The following is a 21,024-nucleotide window of genomic DNA, read 5'->3' as shown; positions in this document are numbered from 1 at the left end:
CCACCCGGGGCCTCCGTCGACGGGTCGGCGACTACTCGCGCGGGTCCTGCGGACGGCCGACCGTCTCCGCCCGGGGCTGGCTGCCCTCGGCGACCGGCGGGACGGCCTGCGGGGCCACGAAGTTGCCGCTGGGGCTGACCGTGCGGCGACCGGGCGACTCGGGCTCCGCGGGCGCCGGCCGCGCGGCGTCGGGCGCCCCGGTGCCCGGGGCCGGCTCCACCACCAGGACGAAGTCGTCGCCGTGGCGCCGGATGCCGTCGACGACGGCCTGCTCGATCGCCACGGTGGCGTAGCTGCCGCGCAGCACGATCGGGTCCAGGCGCAGGTCCTTGACCAGGCTGACCGCCATCGCCGCCATCACCAGGGCGAACGGCAGCGCCGCGATGATCGTCAGGTTCTGCAGCCCGGTGAGCGCGGCGCCGTCCTCCCCGAGGAGCAGCATGATCGCGGCGACGGAGCCCATCACCACGCCCCAGAAGACGACGACCCAGCGGCTGGGCTCCAGGGTGCCGCGCTGCGAGAGCGAGCCCATGACGATCGAGGCCGCGTCCGCGCCGGACACGAAGAAGATCGCCACGAGCACCATCACCAGCACGGTCGCGGCGGTGGCCCAGGGGTACTGCTCCAGGACGGCGAACAGCTGCCCCTCCGTGGTGCCCTGACCGGCCACGTCGAGGCCGTCGCGCTGGGCGGCGATCCCGGCCCCGCCGAAGACGGCGAACCACAGCAGGCTGACCAGGCTGGGCACCAGGAGCACGCCGGTGACGAACTGCCGGATGGTGCGGCCGCGGCTGATCCGGGCGATGAACAGCCCGACGAACGGCGTCCAGCTGATCCACCAGGCCCAGTAGAAGACGGTCCAGCCGCGCAGCCAGGTGGCCATCGCGTCGCCGCCGGTGGCCTCGGTGCGCGCGGCCATCTCGCCGAGGTCGGAGAAGTAGCTGCCGACCGCGTCGGGGATCAGGTTGAGGATGAAGATCGTCGGCCCGAGCACGAAGACGAACACGGCGAGCACCAGGGCCAGGACCATGTTGGTGTTGGACAGCCACTGGATGCCGCGCTCGATGCCGGAGACGGCGGAGGCGACGAAGGCGGCGGTCAGCACCGCGATGATCGCGACCAGGACGCCGTTGCCGACGTCCCCGGCCCAGCCGAGGATCTCCACGCCGCTGCCGATCTGCAGGGCACCGAGACCGAGGGAGGCCGCCGAGCCGAACAGCGTCGCGAAGATGGCCAGGACGTCGATGACGCGGCCGACCGGGCCCTCGGCGCGCCGCCGTCCGAGCAGCGGGATGAACGCCGAGCTGATCAGCTGCCGGCGCCCCTTGCGGAAGGTGCCGTAGGCGATGGCCAGCCCGACGACGGCGTACATGGCCCACGGGTGCAGCGTCCAGTGGAACAGCGTCGTCGCCATCGCCGTCTGGATCGCCTCGGACGTCTCGGGCTGGGCCGTGAGCGGCGGCGGGGCGACGAAGTGCGACAGCGGCTCGGCGACCCCGAAGAACATCAGCCCGATGCCCATGCCGGCGCTGAACATCATCGCGATCCAGGAGATGGTGCGGAACTCCGGCCGCTCGTCGTCGCGTCCCAGCGGGATGCGCCCGTACTTGCCCGCCGCCAGCCAGATCACGTAGACGACGAACCCCGACGCCAGCAGCACGAACAGCCAGCCGAGGTTGCCGGTGATCCAGCCGAGGACCGAGCCGCTGGCGGTGCCGAGGCCCGTGGGCGACACGAAGCCCCAGACGACGAAGCCCAGCGCCATGGCCGCGGCGACGGCGAACAGGACCCGGTCCACGGCCCAGTGCCGGTCGGCGACGCAGGGAGGCGGTTCGGCGATCGCCGGGTGGAGCTCGGCCGTGCTCGCGCCCGAGCCCGCCGCGGGTTGCTCCTCACCGACGGTGCCGCCGCCCCCCGTGGGTTCCCCGTCCCGGGCCGTCGACTGTCCTGTCTGCCGGGGAAGCGAGACCTGCCTGCGCGGTTGCTCCATGACACTCCCCTATCCCTGTGTTGCGTCATCCGAGACCGGCTTCGCATGAGGGAACCAGAGTGCGGACGTGGGGACAAGGCCCGGGTGTGATCGTTTACACAGTCGCACGCCGGAGCCACCTCGTGTGACGTGGCTGGAACGGGTCCGCGACGTCCTCCACACACCGGGGCGGGTGCCCCGCGGCCCGGCACGCCGGGTCGCGGGGCACCGGGGTCAGGCGACGGTGCGGATGAGCTTCTTGTTGACGAACTCGTCCATACCCAGCCGGCCGAGCTCCCGACCGAAGCCCGAGCGCTTCGTGCCGCCGAAGGGCAGCTCCGCGCCCTCGGCGCCGACGCCGTTGATGAACACCATGCCGGTGTCGAGGGCGTCGGCCACCCGCATCGCCTGCTCGGGGTCGGTGGTGAACACGTAGGACCCCAGCCCGTAGGGGGTGTCGTTGGCCAGCTCGACCGCGTGCTGCTCGTCGCGGGCCCGGTACACCTGGGCGACCGGGCCGAACAGCTCCTGGCGGTAGACGTCGTTGTCCGGGCCCACCTCGGTGAGCAGCCCGGCGGGGAAGAACGCGCCCGACCGCTCGCCGCTGGTCTCCAGCCGCGCGCCCTGCGCGACCGCCCGGTCGACCTGCTCGGCCAGGTTCGCCGCCGCCCGAGGCGAGGACAGCGGCGCCTCCGGCCCCGCCGCCAGCAGCCTGGTCCGGAAGGCCTCGACGAACTCGTCGTAGAGCCCGTCGACGACGATGACCCGCTTGGCCGCGTTGCAGGCCTGTCCGGTGTTCTCCATCCGCGCCGCCACCGCCGCCTCGGCGGTGGCCGCGACGTCGTCGGTGCTCAGCACGATGAACGGGTCGGAGCCGCCGAGCTCGAGCACCACCTTCTTCAGGTGCCTGCCGGCGGTGGCTGCCACCGCCGCGCCCGCCCGCTCGGAGCCGGTCAGCGACACCCCGCGCACGGTGGGGGCGGCGATGATCGTCTCCACCTGCTCGTTGCTGGCGTAGACGTTGACGTAGACGCCCTCCGGCGCCCCGGCGTCGCGGAAGAGCTGCGCGATGGCGGCGGCGGACTCCGGGCACTGCGGGGCGTGCTTGAGCAGCACGGTGTTGCCGGTGACCAGGTTCGGCGCGGCGAAGCGGGCGACCTGGTAGTAGGGGTAGTTCCACGGCATGATCCCCAGCACCGTGCCCACCGAGGCGCGCCGGATCAGCGCCGTCCCCTCCCCCGACGTCACCTCGATCGGCTCGTCGGCGAGGAACTCCTCCGCGTGGTCGGCGTAGTACTCGTAGATGTCGGCGGAGAACTCCACCTCACCGACGCCGTCGGCGTGCGGCTTGCCCATCTCCCGCTCGATGACCGCCGCGAGCTCGTCGGCGCGCTCGCGGTGCAGCTCACCCACGCGGCGCACCACCGCGGCCCGCTCGGCCGGCGTCCGGCGCGCCCACTCCCGGTGCGCGGCGGCCGCCGCCGCGACAGCCTGCGCGACCTCCTCGTCGGTCGCCACCGGGACGCTGCTGACGGTCTCCCCCGTGCGGGGGTCGAGCACCTCGTACTGCACCTGCGTCATCCTCGCTCCTCCTCGTGTCCTGCGGGTGTCCCCGGGCGGGCGTCGGCCGGGTGGCCCGGCGGCGCACCCGCTCGCCTCGTGCGCCCGGCCGGGGACGGCCGTCGAGGGAGCCTAGGCACGCTGTGCTCCGGCTCACCCCTGCCGATCCGTCCACCGTGCCCGGGTGGCGCACGCCACATCGTCCCGGGGTCCCACCCGGGTGGCCGGCACCGGGTCCGCACCGCGTCGGTGGGGTACTGCCCCGGCCGGCTCGACCGCCCGGCGGGCTGCCCGCCGCCGGCCCGACGTCGGCACCCTGGAGGAGACCCCGGTGGACCTGCCCGGCGACGCGCTCGTCACCTTCGACCTGTTCAGCGCGCTGCTGGACTCGCGGACGGGCGCGTCGGCGGTGTTCACCGACCTCGCGCGCCGGCGCGGGTGGCCGGTCACCGGCGAGCGGGTCCACGACGTGTGGGACCGGCGCAACAAGGCCTCGCAGCGCGACCTGACGACGTGGGTGCCCTTCGCCCAGCACTGCCGGCGGGCGCTCGCGGGCGCCTACGCCGAGCTGGGCCTCGCCGGGGACCCGGACGCGGACGTCGGGGAGGTCCTCGGCAGCGTGGGCGACTGGCCGCTGTGGCCCGACGTCGCCACCGGCCTGCCCGCCATCGCCCGGCGCCGGCGCACCGGCGTGCTGTCCAACGTCGACGACGACGTGTTCGCCCGCACCCGCGTCGCGGCGCTCGCCCGGGACGCCGAGGTCCTCACCTCCGAGCGGCTGCGCGCCTACAAGCCGTCCGTGGACATCTACCACCGCGCCCGGGCCTCCGCCGGCGCGCTCGTGCACGTGGCGAGCTCGGCCCGCGACGTGCGCGGCGCGCTCGAGGCCGGGATCCCCGTCGTCCGCCTCCGCCGGCCCGGCCACCACCTGGACGGGGACGGCCCCGTCCCGGCGGTGGAGGTCGACGACCTGCACGGGCTCCTGGTGACCCTCGGGGGCTGAGGCCGCCGCGCGGTCAGGCGCCGCGGGTGGTGGGGTCCCCGGCGGTGTCCTCCGGCGCGGCCGCCCCAACCGGGGCGGCGGTGACGCCCGGGCGGCCGCGGCGGCCGAGCTCCACGGTGAGGAAGGACGTGGCCACCCCGGTGGCCAGCGCGGCGAGCGCCCAGGCCGGCCCGCGCCGCTCGATGCCCAGCGCGTGGTCGAGCGAGAGCTCGCCGGGCCCGGTCTCGGCCAGCGCCGTCACCGCGCCGATGAGGACCGCGTTGTACTCCCACCCGCCGTTGGCGTTCCACGGGCCGTTGGGCAGGTGCACCTTGCGGATGGCGGTGGTCATCACGCCGGTGATCGCCGACGCCGCCAGCGGCGTGGCCAGCCCGGCGGCCAGCAGCGCGCCGGCGGCGGTCTCGGTGGCCCCGGCGAGCGTGGCGTGCACCTTCGCCGGCCGCATCTCCAGCGCCTCCATCATGCCCTCGGTGCCCGCCCGGCCCGGGCCGCCGAACCAGCCGAGGAGCTTCTGCGTGCCGTGACCGACGAACAGCCCGCCGATCAGGAGCCGCGCCCCCAGACGTCCGATGCCCATGTCCCCTCCTCGGTGTTCCGGTGCGTGGGGACAGCCTGCCCGAGCGCCGCACCCCTGTCTGCCCGAGCGCCGCCGTGGCCCTCGCCGCCGCGTGGCGGGGGCGCCGGGACGCAGGTGACGGACAGGCGGGTCAGCCCCCGCTCCCCGGCCCCCCGCCGGAGGGCACGGGGAGGGAGGCGACGACGACGGACCCACCGGTGGCCGGCAGCTCCAGCCGCACGGTCCCGCCGGCGTCGTGCACCGCGTCGGCGGAGCGCACCAGGTCGTCGGCGGTGACCGGAGCCCGGCCCCGGCCGGAGGGCGGCGGGGTCAGCACGACCAGCAGGTCGAGGTGCGACGGCGACCAGGTGAGCGACACCGACAGCGTCCCGGACCCCCGCGCGGCCGCCAGCACCTCCCCCAGCACGCAGCGGACCGCCGCCTCGCCCCCGGGGGTCAGTCGCTGCTCGGGGCCGGAGGCGGCGAAGCGGACCGTGCCGCCCGAGGCACGGAAGCCGCCCACCAGGTCGGCCAGCGCGACCGAGCCGGTGTCCCCCGCGGCCGGCGGGGCGGTCACGCGCAGCGCGTCGACGACGGCACCGCTGGACCGGGTCAGGCCGCGCAGGGCGCGCGCGGCGGCCACCGGGTCCTCCCGGACCAGGTGCTCGGCGGCGCGGGCCCGCGCGTGCACCAGGGTGGCCTCGCGGACGAGGGCACCGTGCGCGTCCCGGACGTCGACGGCTCCGGCGGCGTGCTGCTGGACTGGCACGAGGGGGCTCCGTTCCGTTGGCTTCCGTGGGCGGCCGGCGTGACCGCCCGGGCTCCGGCCGACCGGCAGGAGCACCCGGGGAACGACCGGCACCGGGCACCGGGTTCCGCCCCCGGTCACCGACCCGCTCCTCGAGCCGCACGGGTGTGGCCGGACCGCGACCCGGGGATGTCGGCCGGGTGCTGGTCGCCGAGGACCGGGGGGACGTCGTCGTCCTGCGCATCGAGCACGGCCGGGTCGGCGCGCTCGACGTGGAGCTGCTGGACGCCCTCACCGAGGCCGTCACCGCGTCCGACCGGGCGCTGGTCGTCACCGGCAGCGGCTCGTCGTTCTCCGCCGGGGTGGACCTGCGGCGCGTCCTGGACGGCGGCCGCTCCTACACCGAGGCGCTCCTGACGGCGCTCACGCGCACGTTCCGCGCCGTGTTCGACCACCCCCGGCCCACGGTCGCGGCGGTCAACGGGCACGCGATCGCCGGCGGCTGCGTGCTGGCCCTGACCTGCGACCTGCGGCTGGTGTCGGGCGGACGGATCGGGCTGACCGAGCTCGCCGTCGGCGTCCCGTTCCCGACGGCCGCCCTGGAGATCGTCCGGCACGCGCTCGGTCCCCGCGCGGGCCGGGTGCTGCTCGGGGCGGGGACCGTGGACCCGGAGCGGGCGCTGGCGCTCGGCGTGGCCGACGAGCTGACCGGGCCGGACGAGCTGCTGCCGCGGGCGGTCGCGCTGGCCGGCGAGCTGGCCGCCCGCTCGCCGGGGTCCTACCGGCTGGCCAAGGCCGCGCTGCACCGCCCGGCGGACGCGGCGATCGAGGCGGCAGCCGGGGACGACGCGGCCGTCGTCGGCGGGTGGACCGCCGAGGACACGCGGCGGCGCATCGAGGCCGCGCTCGCCGCGCTCACCCGCCGCTGAGGCGACCCTCCGGGGCGGCCCGGCCCTCCTTGCCGACCGTCGGCAACCACCGCGTGCGCGACCCGACCGGTCGACCCCGTCGCGGTCCCCTGCCCGGGCGCGGGACGGTGGAGCGCAGGAACGGGAGGGAGAGACGTGCTCGACGAGCGGGAACGGCGGATCTGGGACGACGTCCTGCGGCACTGGTCCGCGACCGCCCCGGAGCCGACCGCCGCCCAGCGGGCCGCGGCGCGCGTCCGGGTGCGGCGCGGGTGCGGGGACGAGCCCGGCTGGGTGGTCGCGGGCGGCTGGACCGCCGTCTTCCTGGTGCTCTTCGGCGCGGTCGCCGCCGGGCTGGCCCTGGCCGCCGCCACCGCCCTCGGCTGGGCGCTGTGGCGCCACCGGCCCCGGCCGGCCGGGACGGGCGACCGGGCCGGCGGGTTGCCGGTGACCGGCGAGGCGGGGCCGGGCGGGACGCACCCGGGAGAGCCGCTCCGGGACGGCGGCCGGTGGCCCGCGACGGGGACCGCGGCCACCCGCGGGCCCGCTGCGCGGAGGGGAGGTGCAACCGCGACCCTCGCCGGGAAGGAGACTCCACCAGCGGGACGGGGTGTCCCGGCGGACGACAGGGACGAGGGTGGAGATCGTGAGTGACGCAAGCGCTACCGGTGGACTGCAGGTCGACCCCGAACTGCGCGACTTCGTGGCCGGCGAGCTGCTGGCCGGCCTCGACCTGGAGCCGGCCTGGTTCTGGTCGACGCTCGCCGAGCTGAACGAGCGGTTCGCCGGGCGGGTCGACCAGCTGCTGGCCCGCCGCGACGAGCTGCAGCAGCAGATCGACGGCTGGCACCGCGAGCACGGCGCCGGCGACGTCGAGGCGCTGGAGGCGTTCCTCACCGAGATCGGCTACCTGCTGCCGGTGGAGGAGCCCCGGGTCTCCGTCACCCGGGTCGACCGGGAGATCGCCGAGGTGCCCGGCCCGCAGCTCGTGGTGCCGGCCACGGTGCCGCGGTATGCGCTCAACGCCGCGAACGCCCGCTGGGGGTCGCTGTACGACGCCCTCTACGGCACCGACGCCCTCCCGACCGAGCACGAGCTGGCACCGGGCTACGACGAGCGCCGCGGCGCGCAGGTCATCGCCGAGGCCGACCGGCTGCTCGACCGCTTCTTCCCGCTCGCCGAGGGCAGCCACGCCGACGTCGTCGCCTACCGGGTGCCCTCCCCCGGCGAGCTCGCCGTCGACACGTCGGCGGGCAGCACCGGGCTGGCCGACCCCGCGCAGTTCGCCGGCCACCGGCCCGGGGACGGCGACCGCCCGGCGGCGGTGCTGCTGCGCCGCAACGGCCTGCACCTGGAGCTGACCATCGACCCGTCGACGCGGGTGGGCACCCAGCACCACGCCGGGGTGTCCGACGCCGTGCTGGAGTCGGCGGTGAGCACGATCGTGGACCTGGAGGACTCGGTCGCCACGGTGGACGGCCCGGACAAGGTCGGCGCCTACCGCACGTGGCTGGGGCTGCGCACCGGCGAGCTGACGGCGACCTTCGGCAAGGGCGGCCGGACGGTGACCCGCGAGGTGCACGGGGACCGCACCTACGTCGGCGCCGACGGCGGGGAGCTGACCCTGCCCGGGCGGTCGCTGCTGCTGGTGCGCAACGTGGGCCACCACATGCGCCTGGACGCCGTCCGCACCGCCGGGGGGGAGCCGATCCTGGAGGAGGTCCTCGACGCCCTGGTCTCCGCCGTCGCCGCGCTGTACGACCTGCGCGGGCAGGCCCGCCACAGCAACACCCGCACCGGCAGCGTCTACATCGTCAAGCCGAAGATGCACGGCCCCGACGAGGTGTCCCTGTCGGTGGAGCTGCTCACCGCCGTGGAGCAGGCCCTCGACCTCGAGCCGACCACGCTCAAGATCGGCCTCATGGACGAGGAGAAGCGGACCTCGGTGAACCTGGAGGCCTGCATCGCCCGCGCGGCCGACCGGGTCATCTTCGTCAACACCGGCTTCCTCGACCGCACCGGCGACGAGATCCACACCGACTTCGAGGCCGGCCCCGTGGTCCGCAAGGACGACCAGCGCTCGCAGACCTGGCTGACGACCTACGAGGACCGCAACGTCGACGTGGCGCTGCGGGCCGGCTTCGCCGGGCAGGCGCAGATCGGCAAGGGCATGTGGGCCAAGCCCGCCGCCATGCGCGAGATGCTCGACACCAAGGGCGGGCACCCGCGGGCCGGGGCGAACACCGCGTGGGTGCCCTCGCCGACCGCCGCGACGCTGCACGCGCTGCACTACCTGGAGACCGACGTGCTCGCGGTGCAGGAGGAGCTGGCGAAGCGTCCACTGGCCGATCGGCGCGGCCTGCTGGTGCCGCCCGTGCTGCCGAACGGCGGCGGTGACCTCTCCGAGGAGGACCGGCGCCACGAGCTGGAGACCAACGCGCAGTCGATCCTGGGCTACGTGGTCCGCTGGGTCGGGCTGGGGATCGGCTGCTCGACCGTGCCGAACCTGGAGGGCGTCGGCCTCATGGAGGACCGGGCGACGCTGCGGATCTCCAGCCAGCAGATCGCCAACTGGCTGCACCACGGGCTGGTCGAGGAGGGCCAGGTGCGCGAGACCTTCGCCCGGATGGCGGCGGTGGTCGACGAGCAGAACGCCGGTGAGCCCGGCTACCGGCCGATGTGCGCCGACCTCGAGGGCAGCCCGTCGTTCCAGGCCGCGCTCGACCTGGTCTTCTCCGGCCGGCGGGAGCCCAACGGCTACACCGAGCGGGCCCTGACCACGTGGCGGCAGCAGGCCAAGGCCGGCGCGGGCGGGGACGAGGAGCAGGCCCGCGAGGCCGTCGTCGCCGACGGCGCGCCGAGCCCGGCGTCCTGACCCGCCTCCGCCACCACCCGCACCCGACCAGAGGAGCCGCCATGGCCATCGACCTGCAGACCGCCCGCACCGTCGTCGAGGGAGCGCGGGCCGCCGCCCGCGAGAAGGGGTTCAAGCCGCTGACCGTCGTCGTCCTCGACGCCGGGGGTCACGTGGTGGCCGCCGAGCGCGAGGACGGCTCGTCCACCAAGCGGTTCGAGATCGCGTTCGGCAAGGCGCACGGGGCGATCGCCCTGGGCCTGGGGTCCCGGGCCCTCATGGCGCGCGCCGAGCAGCAGCCGTACTTCATCGCCGCCGCGACCGCGGCGGTGGGCGGCTCGCTGGTCCCGGTCCCGGGCGGCGTGCTCGTCCGGGACGGGTCCGGGACGCTGCTCGGCGCCGTCGGCGTCTCCGGGGACACCTCGGACAACGACGAGGCGGCCGCCGTCGCCGGCGTCGAGGCGGCCGGCCTGCAGGCGCAGCCGGACTGAGCGCCGGGGTCCGGCCGGGGACCGCCGCGTCCTCGGCTGGACCCGCGACGAGCGCCGAGTGAGGTGAGGCTAACCTCACCGCATGTCGAAGAGGTCGTCCCTGCCGCGCCCGTCCCGTCTCGCCCTCCCCCTCGCCGTCCTGGCCCTCACCGGGGGGCTGACCGCGTGCGGCGCGGAGGACGACGCGTCCGCGTCGGCCGCCGGGACCTCCGCCGCGCCCGGCTTCCCGGTCAGCATCGAGAACCGGTTCGGCACCACCGAGATCCCCGCCGAGCCGCAGCGCGTGGTCACCGTCGGCTTCAACGACCAGGACGTCGTGCTGGCCCTGGGCGTGACCCCGGTCGGCGAGCGCGAGCTCCTGGGCGACTACGACGCCGCGACCCGCCCGTGGGCCCAGGAGCTGCTCCCGGCGGAGGAGATCCCGACCGTCGGGGGCGCGGAGATCGACGTCGAGGCGGTCGCCGCCCTGGAGCCCGACCTGATCGTGGGCGTCTACTCGTTCATGGACGAGACGGTCTACGAGCAGCTGTCGGGCATCGCGCCGACGCTCGCGCAGACCGACGAGTACGCCGACGGCGCCACGCCGTGGCAGGAGCAGACCCTGCTCACCGGCCGGGCCCTCGGCCGCGAGAAGGAGGCCCAGCAGCTCGTCGACGACGTCGAGGGCCGCTTCGCGCAGGCGGTCGAGGACAACCCCGGCTTCGCCGGCAGCTCGCTCGCGCTCGACCTGACCGGTGTCGGGTCGGGCCACTACCTGCTCGGCGCGGACGACCTGCGCACGCAGTTCTTCACCGACCTCGGGTTCGCCGTCCCCGACGCCAGCACCGACGTCAGCCTGGAGCGGCTGGACCTGCTGGAGGCCGACGTGCTGGCGGTGAACGGGTACGACCGGGCGGACGCCGACGCCGACACGCTGCTCGCCGCCCTCGACGTGGTCACCGAGGACCGCACGGTGCTGCTCGGCGGCTACTCCGGCGACGTGTCCGCCGCCCTCGGCTTCGGCAGCCCGCTGTCGCTGCCCTACCTGCTCGACGACGGCGACCCGTCCACCGCGGTCCCGGCCCTCGGCTGAGCCGCCGGCCGGCCGGGCCGCGCGCCGCGGGGTCGGCGCCGCCCTGCACGAGGCCGCGGTAGGGGCCGGGGTGCGTGTCGCTCCCCGGAGCAACCTGTTGCCGCGTCCGCCCGGGTGTCAGAGCCACAGGTCGGCGAGCGGCCCGGCCAGCGCCCTGCCCCGGTCGTACCCGGCCCGGGCGGCGAGCGGTCGCAGCGACACGTCCAGGGCGTTCGCGCCGAACAGGTGTCCGGAGTCGCCGTCCGGGACGACCGTCCCGACCCGGCTGCCGCCGGCCCGCAGCGCGGCGACCTGCGTCGTGAGGTGCGTGCCCCAGGCCACCGGGGTCAGCGCCCTGCCGCCGAGCGGGGAGAGCACCAGCACCCGCGCGCAACCGGCGGCCAGGTCGGCGTTCTCGGCGTTGGCGCGGTAGCCGCCGTCGACGTACCAGCGGCCGCCGGCGCCGTAGGCGAACCCACCGGCGCAGCTGGCGGCCACGGCGTCCACCAGGTCGACGCCGCTGTGCCGGTCCAGGACGACGGGCTCGCCGGTGCGGGCGTCGACCGCCGTGAGGAGCAGCCGCCGGTCCGGCCAGCGCCGGACCGGCAGCCGGGCGGCGACGGTGGCGCGCCAGCGTGCCTGCCCGGAGCCGTCGGACGCCGCGGTCCGCTCGAGGAGGGCCGCGCCCACCCGGCGGCGCAGGTCGGCGGCGTCCCCGGCGGTCGCGATCACCTCCTGCAGCCAGGCGAGGTGGTCGTCCGCCGACCGCCCGGGGGCGCCCGGACCGGTCCCTGGCGGCGGAGCGCTGAGGATGCCGTCGAGCAGGTCGGCCGGGGTCGCGCCGGTCAGCTGGGCCGCGGCGGTGGCGCCGGCCGACGTCCCGACGAGCAGGTCGGCGTCGGTGACGTCCAGGCCGCCGTCGAGCAGGCCGGCGACGACGCCGATCAGCCAGGCGTTGCCGGTCGACCCGCCGCCGCCGAGGACCAGCGCCGTCCCACCGGCGCCCGACCCGGTGGGCGGGGTCGGGGCGGGCGTCGTCGGGATGGGCGGGGTCGGGTGGGGGTTCGTGCTCATGGGAGTCGCCTCTCGCGGGGTGCGTGGCGGGCGCTCCTGGGGGCGGCTAGCCCGATCGCGGGATCGTGGGCTGCCGTGGAGCACCCGCTGCGGGGACTGCGTGCACGGGGCTCACCTCCTCCCGGTCGGGTCCGGTCGACGGACGGTGGCACGTCGGCTCCTCGCCGGGCAACCGCGTTCCGACCGGTGAGGCGGCCCGGAGGACCGGTTCCCCGGCGACGCGCCCACCGCAGGCGGCAGCCCTGGCATCCTGGATCGATGGCGCGGGTGCTGTTCACCTCGTCCCCGGCGTACGGCCACGCCCTGCCGATGATGCCGTTGATCCGGGCCGCCGAGCGCGCCGGCCACGAGGTCCGGGTCGCCACCGGTCCCGACCTGGTGGGTCCGCTGACCGCCCGGGGGCTCGACGTCCGACCCGTCGGACCGTCCTGGGCGTCGTGCTGGTCGGCCCACGAGGTGATCTGGTCCGACACGGGTACGCCGGAGGAGCAGAAGCGGACGGACGGGCTGGTGGCGTTGTTCGGCACACCGGCTCTCGCCCGGTTCGCCGACCTGGTCGTCCTGACACGGACGTGGCGCCCCGACCTCGTCGTCCACGAGGTGCTCGAGATGGCGGGACCTCTGCTGTGCCGGCAGCTCGGGGTGTCGAGCGCGGCGCACGGCATCGGGCCGATGTTCCCGTTCTACGCCCACCTCATCGGCTTCACGGGTGCCGCGATCGGCGAGCCTCAGCTGTGGGACCAGGTCTCGACCGCTCCGGCGCTCGACCTCTCCCCACCCTCGATGCGGCCCGACGGACCGCCGCCGTGGCCGGGGGCGGTCCCGCTGCGCCCGAGCGCCGGCGAGGCAGGCCCGGTGCCGCCCGACGTGGCGGAGGTCCTGGCGAGTGACCGGCCCCTCGTCTACTTCACCCTCGGCACGGTGAAGAACAGCAACACCACCGACTTCAGGACCGGGCTCGCGGCCCTGGAGGGGTGCGACGGTGTCGTGGTCGCGACGACCGGGCGCCGGGTCGACCCCGACGACCTGGGCCCGGTGCCGGCCAACGCCGTGGTCACGGAGTTCGTGCCACAGGCCGCCCTGCTCGAGCGGGCCGACCTGCTGGTCTCCCACAGCGGGTCGGGCACGATGCTGGGCGGCCTCGTGCACGGCGTGCCCCAGGTCGCCCTGCCTCGAGGGACCGACCAGCCCCAGAACGCCGCCCTGCTGGCGAGGGCCGGCGCCGGGGTGGTCGTCGCCCCCGAGGACTACGCCGTCGCCACGATCCGGGCCGCGGCCGCGGAGGTGACCGGCGACCCGGCCTTCCGCGCGGCCGCCGAGCGCATCCGCGACGAGATCGTCGCGATGCCCGACGCGGATGCGGTGTGGGCAGGCCTGGGCGTCTGATCCGGGCTGCCACGCCTCGAGGTGACACAGCACGTGCGTCGTACCTGCTTCGGCGGGACGGGTCGTGTCCGGCGTCCACGGCGCTGCCGACCTGGCCGGGCGCGCCCGCCACGGCCGGTCAGAGGATGCGCAGGTCGAGGTGCACGTCCTCGCGGGCGGCGTGGGTCCTGGCGACGACCAGCTCGAGCGCCATCTCCTCGACGTCCTCGACGCGGCCGGCCTCGGTGGTCCCGACACCCGGCACGTCGATCACGAAGTGGTCGCCCTCGCTGATGGCGGTCGCGGTGTAGTCGGCCATTCCGTCCTCCCGGGACAGGTGGGGTCCGGGCGTCGCGTCCACCGACTGTCGACCGTCCACGTCCGTCGTGGCAAGGCCCGGGAGCCACCACGCCGGGACGGTCAGGCGCCCCCCAGGGCCGCGCGCAGGCTCGCCCGGAACGCCCGCACCGCCGGGTGGCCTGCGGCGCCGCGGCGGACCCCGGTGAACAGCCGTCGGGTGGGTCGCCCGGGGAGGGGGACCAGCTGCAGGTCGGCGCGCCGATCGGTCCAGAGCAGGTCCGGCAGGAGGGCGAGGGCGTGTCCGGTCTCGACGAGGTGGACGTGGAGGAGGTAGTCGGGGCTGTCGAACCGGACGTCGGGCTCGAAGCCGGCACCCCGGCACAGCGCGCGGGCCCACCGGCCCGGTGGGGAGTCGGCGGGGTCGAGGACCCAGGGCGCGCCGGCCAGCTCGCCGAGGGCCGCGCCCGGGTCGCTCCACCGGCCGTCCCGCGGCAGGGCGAGCCGGATCTCGTCGTGCAGCAGGTCCTCCTCGTCCACCCCGGACACCGCCACGCCCGGCTCGCCCGCGTACTCCTCGCCGAGGACGACGTCGAAGTCGTGGGTGAGCAGCCCGGCGAAGGCCTGCTGGGGCTGCCGCTGCGTCATCTCGACCCGCAGGCGGGGGTGCCGCTCGGCGAGTCGGGTGAGCGCGGTCGGGATGAGGGTGAGCAGCACGCTCTGGAAGGAGGCGACGCGCAGGGTGCCGCCGACCTCGGTGAGCGAGGCGGCCAGCTCCGCCTCGGCCAGCTCCAGCCGCTCGAGGACGACGTCGGTGTGCCGGACCAGGATGCGGGCCTGCTCGGTCAGCCGGACGCCGCGGCCGACCCGCTCCAGGAGCCGCACCCCGGTCTCGGCCTCGAGCTGGGACAGCTGCTGGCTGATCGCCGACGGGCTGTACGACAGGGCCCGGGCGACCTCGGCCAGCGTGCCGCGGCGCTGCAGTTCCCGGAGCAGGCGCAGCCGGTGGACGTCGAGCACGGCCCCTCCCCCATCGTCCAGCTGGGCTGACGAACACAGTCCGGAATGATTCGCTGGACCGACGTAGTGTGCATGACCGACGCTCGAGGGGTGCCTGCCGCCGCCGTGACCACGTCCCCGACCGGCCGCGGACCGGCCGTCCTGATGGTGCTGGGTTCCTGCGTCTCGCTGCAGGTGGGCGCCGCCGGTGCCGCCCAGCTGTTCCCATCCATGGGCAGTGCGGGGGTGACACTGCTGCGCCTGCTGGTCGCCGCGGTCCTGCTCCTGGTCGTCACCCGCCCGCACGCCCACCGGTGGACCCGGCAGCAGTGGACGGCGGTGGTCGTGTTCGGGCTGAGCCTGGCCGGGATGAACGGCTTCTTCTACGCCGCCATCGCGCGCATCCCGCTGGGCACCGCCGTCACCATCGAGTTCCTCGGCCCGCTCGTCCTCGCCGCCGTCCTCTCCCGGCGGGTGCGCGACCTCGGGTGGGTGCTGCTGGCCGCGGCCGGCGTCCTCCTCCTCGGGCTGGCCGCCGAGGGCGGCGCCGGGCCCGGGCTGGACCGCGTCGGCGTCCTCTGCGCGCTGCTGGCCGGGGCGTTCTGGGCCGGGTACGTCCTGGCCAGCGCCCGGGTGGGGGCGGTCGTGCCCGGGCAGGGCGGTCTCGCGGTCGCTCTCGGGGTGGGTGCGCTCGCCCTCGTGCCGTTGGGGGCCGCCGGCGCGGTGACGGCGGTCGACCGGCCGACCCTCCTCCTGATCGGGGTGGCCACCGCCCTGCTGGCCTCGGTCGTGCCCTACACGCTGGAGCTGTCCGCGCTGCGGCGGCTGCCCCCGAGCGTCTTCGGCGTCCTCCTCAGCCTGGAGCCGGCCATCGCGGCGACGGCCGGGTGGGTGCTGCTGGGCCAGCCGCTCGGGGCGGGCGAGGCCGTGGCCGTGGGAGTGGTCGTGGCGGCCAGCATCGGCTCCACGCTCTGCGCGCAGCGTCCGGCGGACGACCGGCGGTCGCGGTCCGCCGCCGGCCGGGAACCCGCCCCCGAGGAGGAGCCGGCCCTGCCGTCGTGAGCGGCGCAGCGGCGTCCGGGGCCCGACACGTGGTTGAAGGGGTGGAGCCACCGGAGTAGGAAGCGGTCACAGCCCTCCCCGGGAGGTGGCCGTGAACGGCAGACACCGCCTGCTCCGAGCTGCGCTGGCAGCGGCCGCGAGCGTCGCGGCCGGCCTGCTGACCAGGGCGATGGCCAGGACCGTCAGTGCTCCCGAGGACGACGCCGCCGGCCCTCCCCCGGGTCCCCGCGCGGAGGGCCCTGGCTGACCGGCGACCGCCGCCTCCGGGGGCCCGGGTCGTCGTCCCCGGCTCGTGTCCCGCCTCAGCGGGCGGGGTCGACCACGGTCATCCCGGCGACCGTCGCCCGGTCGAACACGGGCAGCAGGGCGGCCGCCTCCTCCAGGCCGATCGTGCGCTCGACCAGCCGCTGCGGCTGCAGCGCACCGCGCTCGACGAGCGCCATCATCGCCGGGTAGTCGGCCGCGGCCATCCCGTGGCTGCCCAGCAGGTCCAGTTCCCAGCCGATCGCCCGCGCCATCGGTACCCGCGGGTGCCCGTCGACCGGTGGCAGCAGCCCGACCTGCACGTGCCGCCCGCGCCGGCGCAGGCTCAGGATCGAGTCGGCGCAGGTCTGCTCACTGCCCACCGCGTCGACGGCGACGTGGCTGCCGCCGCGGGTGAGGTCCAGGACGGCCGCCGGGACGTCGCGGCCGTCGGTGTGCACCGTGTGCTCGGCGCCGAGCCCGGCGGCCACGGCGAGGGCCTCGGGGTTGCGGTCCACCGCCACCACCCGGGCTCCCAGCGAGCGGGCGACCACGACCGCGCTCAGTCCCACGCCGCCCGCACCCACCACGGTCACCCACTCCCCCTCGCCGACCCGCGCGCGGCCGACCAGGGCGCGGTAGGCCGTGGCGAACCGGCACCCCAGCGCGGCCGCGGCGGTGGGCTCGACCCCGTCGGGGATGCGCACCAGGTTGGTGTCGGCCGCGTGCAGGGCGACGTACTCGGCGAAGGACCCCCAGTGGGTGAAGCCGGGCTGCTGCTGGTCCGGGCAGACCTGGGCCTCCCCGGCCCGGCACCACTCGCAGCGTCCGCAGCCGCAGACGAAGGGGACGGTCACCCGGTCGCCGGGACGCCAGCGGGTGACGCCGGCACCGACCTCGACCACCTCCCCGGCGAGCTCGTGGCCCGGCACGTGCGGGAACACGACCTCGTCGTGCCCCGCCCAGGCGTGCCAGTCGCTGCGGCACACGCCCGTGGCCGTCACCCGCAGCACCACCCCGCCGGACGGCGGCGTGGGGTCGGCCACCTCCCGGACCCGGGGCAGGGCTCGGACCGAGTCGACGACCACCGCGCGCACCGCCACATGCTGCCAGCCCGTCGCCGCGACCCCGATCGGTCGGGGTGGCCCGACGCTCGCGCCAGGTCCGTCCCCCCGACCGTTCCCGGCGGTCAGGCGGCGGTGGCCTCCGGCTGCGGGAACAGCCGGCGCAGGACGTCCGACAGCGTGATCACGCCGAGCACCGCGCCGCCGTCGGTGACCACGGCCAGGTGGTTGCGGGTCTCCCGCATCGCCTTGAGCGCGGCGTGCACGGTGGTGTCGGCCTCGAGGGCGAACACCGGCCGGGCGAAGGACGCCGCGGCCGCCTCGTCGGGCGCGGTGAGGGTGTCGCGGACGTGCACCACGCCGCTCAGCCGGGCCCGGTCGCCGAGCAGGATGCGCAGGTGCCCGGTGCGCCGGGTGGCCGCGCGCACCGCGCCGACCCCGGCGTCGGCGGCCACCGCGACCAGCGGCGCGTCGGTGGTGACCAGCTCGCGGACGGTCATCCGCTCGAGCTCCAGCGCACCGGAGATCTGCGCGGAGAAGCGGGCGTCGAGCGCGCCGACGTTGGCCGAGTGCTCCACCAGGTGGCGCAGCGCGTCGGGGCTGTGCCCGACGGCGACCTCGTCGGCCGGCTCCACCCCCACCCGGCGCACCAGGGCGTTGGCCGCGGCGTTCAGCGCCCGCAGCAGCGGCCGGAACACCGCCATGAACGCCCGCATCGGCCCCGCCAGCAGCGTGGCCGACCGCTCCGGGTGCGCGATCGCCCACGACTTCGGGGCCATCTCCCCGACCACCAGGTGGATGAAGGTCACCACGAGCAGCGCCAGGACGAACCCGGCGACGTCGGCGGCGACCAGCGGCAGGCCCCACGTCTCGAACAGCGGGGTCAGCCAGTGGTGCACCGCCGGCTTGCTGATCGCCCCCAGGGCCAGGGTGGCCGCGGTGATGCCCAGCTGCGAGCCGGCCAGCAGCAGGGTCAGCTCGCTGGAGTTGCGCAGCGCCGCCCGGGCCGAGCGGCTGGCCGGTGCGGCCTCCTCCAGCCGGTGCCGCTTGGCCGCGAGCACGGCGAACTCCACCGCCACGAAGAAGGCGGACAGCGCGACGATGACGACGGTGGCGGCGACGACCACGACGGGGTTGTCACTCATCGGGCGGACTCCTCGGGGACGGGGGCCGCGCCGTCGGCGGCGGCGGTGGGGTGATCCCGGTCGGGCAGCTCCAGCCGCACCCGGGAGGGCACGTGCCGGTCGACGGCCAGCACCTGCACGTGCAGCGCCCGCGGCGCCGGCTCGTCGTCGTGCACCAGGTCGCCCGGGTCCGGGGGCAGCTCGACGGTCAGCCGCGTGCCGGGCTCGGGCAGCGTGCCGGCCGCGGCGATGACCAGGCCGGCGATCGTCTCGTAGGGCCCGCGGGGCAGGTCCACGGCCAGCGCGCGCTCGACCTCGTCGACGTGCACGTCGCCGGCCATCTCCCACACGCCGTCGCCCTCCACGGGCACGTACTCGGGGTCGACGTCGGCGTCGTGCTCGTCGGTGATCTCCCCGACCAGCTCCTCGGCGAGGTCCTCGAGCGTGATCACGCCCGCGAAGCCGCCGTACTCGTCGATCACGCAGGCCAGCTGGTTGCCGGTGTCGGTGAGCTGGCGCAGCGCATCGGGCAGCGAGGTGTACGCGGACACGACCAGGCACTCGCGGGCGATCGCGGTCACCGGCGCGTCGTCGGGCTCGGTGGTGGTGAGCAGGTCGGCCAGGTGCACCACGCCCGCCACGTCACCGGTGCCGGGGTCGAGCACCGGGTAGCGGGAGTGCCCGGCGGCCATCAGCTCGCGCAGGCGACCCACGGTGTCGGTGGTGGGGACGGTGCCCACCCGCGGGCGGGGGATCATCGCGTGCTCGACGTCCCGGTCGGGGAAGTCCAGGATCCGGTCGACCAGCATCGACAGCTCCGCGGGCAGGTCGCCGCTCTCCCGGGACTCCTCGACGATGTGCTCCAGGTCGCGGGCGGTGGCGGCGTGCTCGACGTCGTGCACCGGCTCGATCCTCAGCGCCCGCAGGAGCAGGTTCGACGCCTGGTCGAACACCCAGATCAGCGGGCCGAACACCTTCAGGTAGCCGGTGGTGGACGCACCCAGCCAGCGGGCCACCGGCTCCGGGCGGGCGATCGCGAGGTTCTTCGGGAACAGCTCGCCGAAGAGCATCTGCACGACGGTGGAGAACAGCAGCGCGAGGACCGCGCCGATCCCGACGCCGACCGCGGTCGGGATGCCGACCCCGCCGAGCAAGGCGCCGAGGGACTCGCCGATGAGCGGCTCGGCGACGTAGCCGACCAGCAGCCCGGTGACGGTGATGCCCAGCTGCGCGCCGGACAGCATGAACGAGGTGCGGCGGGTGACGGTCAGGGCCCGCTCGGCGGCGGCGTCACCCGCCTCGGCGCGGGCGGCCAGCGTGGCGCGGTCGACCGCCATGTAGGCGAACTCCTGGGCCACGAAGTACCCGGTGAGCACGGTGATCCCGAGGACCACCGCGACACCCAGCAGCAGGGAGAGCACTTCGGTCACCGGCCGCGCACCCCCTCACCGGAGACGGGGGACGCGGCCTGGGGACTGTGATAGGGACTCATGGCTCTCTTCGACGGGGTGGCAGGACCGGGCGACGCTGCCCTGTCGGACAACGGACGAGCGGAACGCGCTGTTCCACCGCAGGCAGCCATGGGGGCGGACGGCGGCGGCGCCCGCCCCGATGAGTCCCGACACGAGCGGAGGTCCACACCGCGACGACCCACGGACGATCCGGAGGCGACCCATGTCGTTCCAGGCCTACCTCGACGCGGCCGAGCAGAAGACGGGGAGGACCCCGCAGGAGCTCGTCGACCTCGCCGCGGCGCGCGGCTTCGGCCCCGGCACGAAGGCCGGTCCGATCCTGGACTGGTTGACGGAGGACTTCGGCCTCGGCCGCGGTCACGGCATGGCGCTGGTCCACGTGATCACCAAGGGCCCGCAGATCAGCGAGACGCACGTCGGGACGACCGGCTCCCACCGCGACGAGTCCGCGGTGCTGCGGCTCGACGGCATCGCGGCCCGGACCGGCGACGCCTGATGCCCCCTGGAGGAGCGGCTCCCGCCGTGGAGCACGTGACCACGTCCCGCGGCGACACCGTGGGCTACGAGCGCCGCGGCGAGGGTCCGGCCGTCGTCCTCGTCGCCGGCGCGGGACCCTTCCGCGCGATCGACCCGCAGACGAGTGAGACGGCCGGGCTCCTGGCCGAGCGTGGCTTCACGACCGTCGTCCACGACCGCGTGGGCAGGGCCGACAGCTTCCGCGAGGGACGCGTCGACCTCGCCGACGAGCTGGCCGCCATCGCCGCGCTGGTCGAGCTGGCCGGCGGCCGGGCCACGCTGTGCGGCCACTCCTCCGGGTGCGCCATCGCACTGCGGGCCGCGACCGACGGTCTGCCGGTGGACGGCCTGGTCCTGTTCGAGGCCCCGCTCGACCCGGCAGCGGGAGGCGTCCCGGAGTGGACCGCGGAGCTCTACCGGCTGCTGGACGCCGGGGACCGCGCCGGCGCCGTGGCGCACTAGCGGCCGCCTCGCGGGCGGCCGCCCTGCCGCACGCGACCCGGGCAGAGGTCGCCGGCGCCCAGCACAGCTGGGACCCGCCGGCCATGGCCGACCTCGTGGCCGGGTTCCTGCAGCGGGAGCCGGCGGGCCGAGCGGGCGGGTGAGCCACCCGCCGGGACCTCCTGCCCGCGGCCGGCACGCACAGACGGGTCGTCCAGGCGCACCAC

Annotated in this window: 20 protein-coding genes; 10 read left to right on the top strand and 10 right to left on the bottom strand. The window is 76.0% G+C overall.

Going from position 1 to position 21,024, the window contains the following annotated elements:
* Positions 1-31 precede the first annotated feature (31 nt).
* Positions 32-1,798, bottom strand: a complete 1,767-nt coding sequence (locus BLQ97_RS18275) for a BCCT family transporter (RefSeq protein ID WP_245692430.1) — start codon at positions 1,796-1,798, stop codon at positions 32-34.
* A gap of 405 nt (positions 1,799-2,203) precedes the next feature.
* Positions 2,204-3,550: an NAD-dependent succinate-semialdehyde dehydrogenase gene (locus tag BLQ97_RS18270; protein ID WP_091367463.1), complete on the bottom strand. Its 1,347-nt coding sequence runs from the start codon at positions 3,548-3,550 to the stop codon at positions 2,204-2,206.
* 310 nt (positions 3,551-3,860) lie between these two features.
* Here BLQ97_RS18270 and BLQ97_RS18265 point away from each other — a divergent pair, with 310 nt between their 5' ends.
* A complete protein-coding gene (locus BLQ97_RS18265; protein WP_245692427.1) occupies positions 3,861-4,532 on the top strand; it encodes an HAD family hydrolase in 672 nt (223 codons plus the stop codon).
* A 13-nt stretch (positions 4,533-4,545) separates the two neighbouring features.
* Here BLQ97_RS18265 and BLQ97_RS18260 read toward each other — a convergent pair whose 3' ends face one another.
* Positions 4,546-5,109 carry a DoxX family protein gene (locus BLQ97_RS18260; RefSeq protein ID WP_091367462.1) on the bottom strand — a complete coding sequence of 188 codons (564 nt, stop codon included), beginning with the start codon at positions 5,107-5,109 and terminating at the stop codon, positions 4,546-4,548.
* A 130-nt stretch (positions 5,110-5,239) separates the two neighbouring features.
* Positions 5,240-5,857, bottom strand: a complete 618-nt coding sequence (locus BLQ97_RS18255) for a sensor histidine kinase (RefSeq protein WP_091367461.1) — start codon at positions 5,855-5,857, stop codon at positions 5,240-5,242.
* Positions 5,858-6,036: 179 nt separating this feature from the next.
* Here BLQ97_RS18255 and BLQ97_RS18250 point away from each other — a divergent pair, with 179 nt between their 5' ends.
* The 5 genes from BLQ97_RS18250 (at position 6,037) to BLQ97_RS18230 (ending at position 11,161) form a co-directional block, all read left to right on the top strand.
* Positions 6,037-6,765 (top strand): enoyl-CoA hydratase/isomerase family protein, encoded by a 729-nt coding sequence (locus tag BLQ97_RS18250; protein WP_091367460.1) that lies wholly within the window; start codon positions 6,037-6,039, stop codon positions 6,763-6,765.
* A gap of 135 nt (positions 6,766-6,900) precedes the next feature.
* Positions 6,901-7,398: a hypothetical protein gene (locus BLQ97_RS18245; RefSeq protein ID WP_091367459.1), complete on the top strand. Its 498-nt coding sequence runs from the start codon at positions 6,901-6,903 to the stop codon at positions 7,396-7,398.
* Positions 7,391-9,619, top strand: a complete 2,229-nt coding sequence (locus BLQ97_RS18240; RefSeq protein WP_091367909.1) for a malate synthase G — start codon at positions 7,391-7,393, stop codon at positions 9,617-9,619. Before BLQ97_RS18245 ends, BLQ97_RS18240 begins: the two co-directional genes overlap by 8 nt.
* Positions 9,620-9,660: 41 nt before the next feature.
* The gene (locus BLQ97_RS18235) at positions 9,661-10,089 is read left to right on the top strand and encodes a GlcG/HbpS family heme-binding protein (RefSeq protein WP_091367458.1); all 429 of its coding nucleotides are present in this window, start codon (positions 9,661-9,663) and stop codon (positions 10,087-10,089) included.
* Positions 10,090-10,171: 82 nt separating this feature from the next.
* Positions 10,172-11,161, top strand: a complete 990-nt coding sequence (locus tag BLQ97_RS18230; protein WP_091367457.1) for an iron-siderophore ABC transporter substrate-binding protein — start codon at positions 10,172-10,174, stop codon at positions 11,159-11,161.
* A gap of 117 nt (positions 11,162-11,278) precedes the next feature.
* Here the strand turns inward: BLQ97_RS18230 and BLQ97_RS18225 are convergent, their stop codons facing one another.
* The gene (locus tag BLQ97_RS18225) at positions 11,279-12,214 is read right to left on the bottom strand and encodes a patatin-like phospholipase family protein (RefSeq protein WP_091367456.1); all 936 of its coding nucleotides are present in this window, start codon (positions 12,212-12,214) and stop codon (positions 11,279-11,281) included.
* A 258-nt stretch (positions 12,215-12,472) separates the two neighbouring features.
* Between BLQ97_RS18225 and BLQ97_RS18220 the strand changes: the two genes are divergently transcribed.
* Positions 12,473-13,600, top strand: a complete 1,128-nt coding sequence (locus tag BLQ97_RS18220) for a glycosyltransferase (protein WP_091367455.1) — start codon at positions 12,473-12,475, stop codon at positions 13,598-13,600.
* A 118-nt stretch (positions 13,601-13,718) separates the two neighbouring features.
* On the opposite strand, the gene BLQ97_RS18215 is transcribed toward BLQ97_RS18220, so the two are convergent.
* Together BLQ97_RS18215 and BLQ97_RS18210 are read right to left on the bottom strand one after the other, a co-directional pair.
* Entirely contained in the window at positions 13,719-13,898 is a 180-nt protein-coding gene (locus tag BLQ97_RS18215) for a hypothetical protein (RefSeq protein WP_091367454.1), read from the bottom strand.
* 101 nt (positions 13,899-13,999) lie between these two features.
* A complete protein-coding gene (locus tag BLQ97_RS18210; protein WP_091367453.1) occupies positions 14,000-14,896 on the bottom strand; it encodes a LysR family transcriptional regulator in 897 nt (298 codons plus the stop codon).
* A gap of 90 nt (positions 14,897-14,986) precedes the next feature.
* Here BLQ97_RS18210 and BLQ97_RS18205 point away from each other — a divergent pair, with 90 nt between their 5' ends.
* Positions 14,987-15,937, top strand: coding sequence for an EamA family transporter (locus BLQ97_RS18205; protein WP_245692423.1), 951 nt, complete (start codon positions 14,987-14,989; stop codon positions 15,935-15,937).
* Positions 15,938-16,239: 302 nt separating this feature from the next.
* Here the strand turns inward: BLQ97_RS18205 and BLQ97_RS18200 are convergent, their stop codons facing one another.
* The 3 genes from BLQ97_RS18200 to BLQ97_RS18190 all read right to left on the bottom strand — a co-directional run bounded on the left by BLQ97_RS18200 (position 16,240) and on the right by BLQ97_RS18190 (position 19,798).
* The gene (locus BLQ97_RS18200) at positions 16,240-17,277 is read right to left on the bottom strand and encodes an alcohol dehydrogenase catalytic domain-containing protein (RefSeq protein ID WP_091367907.1); all 1,038 of its coding nucleotides are present in this window, start codon (positions 17,275-17,277) and stop codon (positions 16,240-16,242) included.
* Positions 17,278-17,369: 92 nt separating this feature from the next.
* The gene (locus BLQ97_RS18195; RefSeq protein WP_091367451.1) at positions 17,370-18,389 is read right to left on the bottom strand and encodes a CNNM domain-containing protein; all 1,020 of its coding nucleotides are present in this window, start codon (positions 18,387-18,389) and stop codon (positions 17,370-17,372) included.
* Complete coding sequence (locus BLQ97_RS18190) at positions 18,386-19,798, bottom strand: hemolysin family protein (RefSeq protein ID WP_091367450.1); 1,413 nt, start codon at positions 19,796-19,798, stop codon at positions 18,386-18,388. The genes BLQ97_RS18195 and BLQ97_RS18190 overlap by 4 nt, the downstream gene beginning before the upstream one ends.
* A gap of 244 nt (positions 19,799-20,042) precedes the next feature.
* On the opposite strand from BLQ97_RS18190, the gene BLQ97_RS18185 reads away from it, so the two are divergent.
* Both BLQ97_RS18185 and BLQ97_RS18180 read left to right on the top strand, forming a co-directional pair.
* Positions 20,043-20,336, top strand: coding sequence for a DUF4287 domain-containing protein (locus tag BLQ97_RS18185; RefSeq protein ID WP_091367449.1), 294 nt, complete (start codon positions 20,043-20,045; stop codon positions 20,334-20,336).
* Between the two features lie 26 nt (positions 20,337-20,362).
* A complete protein-coding gene (locus BLQ97_RS18180; RefSeq protein ID WP_091367448.1) occupies positions 20,363-20,818 on the top strand; it encodes an alpha/beta hydrolase in 456 nt (151 codons plus the stop codon).
* The last annotated feature ends 206 nt before the right edge of the window (positions 20,819-21,024 follow it).

This window comes from Geodermatophilus telluris, from assembly GCF_900102745.1.
In the GTDB taxonomy this organism is placed as follows: domain Bacteria; phylum Actinomycetota; class Actinomycetes; order Mycobacteriales; family Geodermatophilaceae; genus Geodermatophilus; species Geodermatophilus telluris.
The sequence above is the reverse complement of the archived record's forward strand: the minus strand, read 5'-3'. Positions and strand labels throughout refer to the sequence as shown.

What these genes read in the sequence shown, in the direction of transcription:
- BLQ97_RS18270 (WP_091367463.1), bottom strand. Translation starts at nt 3,550, where the DNA reads ATGACGCAGGTGCAGTACGAGGTGCTCGACCCCCGCACGGGGGAGACC.
- BLQ97_RS18260 (WP_091367462.1), bottom strand. Translation starts at nt 5,109, where the DNA reads ATGGGCATCGGACGTCTGGGGGCGCGGCTCCTGATCGGCGGGCTGTTC.
- BLQ97_RS18235 (WP_091367458.1), top strand. Translation starts at nt 9,661, where the DNA reads ATGGCCATCGACCTGCAGACCGCCCGCACCGTCGTCGAGGGAGCGCGG.
- BLQ97_RS18230 (WP_091367457.1), top strand. Translation starts at nt 10,172, where the DNA reads ATGTCGAAGAGGTCGTCCCTGCCGCGCCCGTCCCGTCTCGCCCTCCCC.
- BLQ97_RS18225 (WP_091367456.1), bottom strand. Translation starts at nt 12,214, where the DNA reads ATGAGCACGAACCCCCACCCGACCCCGCCCATCCCGACGACGCCCGCC.
- BLQ97_RS18220 (WP_091367455.1), top strand. Translation starts at nt 12,473, where the DNA reads ATGGCGCGGGTGCTGTTCACCTCGTCCCCGGCGTACGGCCACGCCCTG.
- BLQ97_RS18215 (WP_091367454.1), bottom strand. Translation starts at nt 13,898, where the DNA reads ATGGCCGACTACACCGCGACCGCCATCAGCGAGGGCGACCACTTCGTG.
- BLQ97_RS18195 (WP_091367451.1), bottom strand. Translation starts at nt 18,389, where the DNA reads ATGAGTGACAACCCCGTCGTGGTCGTCGCCGCCACCGTCGTCATCGTC.
- BLQ97_RS18185 (WP_091367449.1), top strand. Translation starts at nt 20,043, where the DNA reads ATGTCGTTCCAGGCCTACCTCGACGCGGCCGAGCAGAAGACGGGGAGG.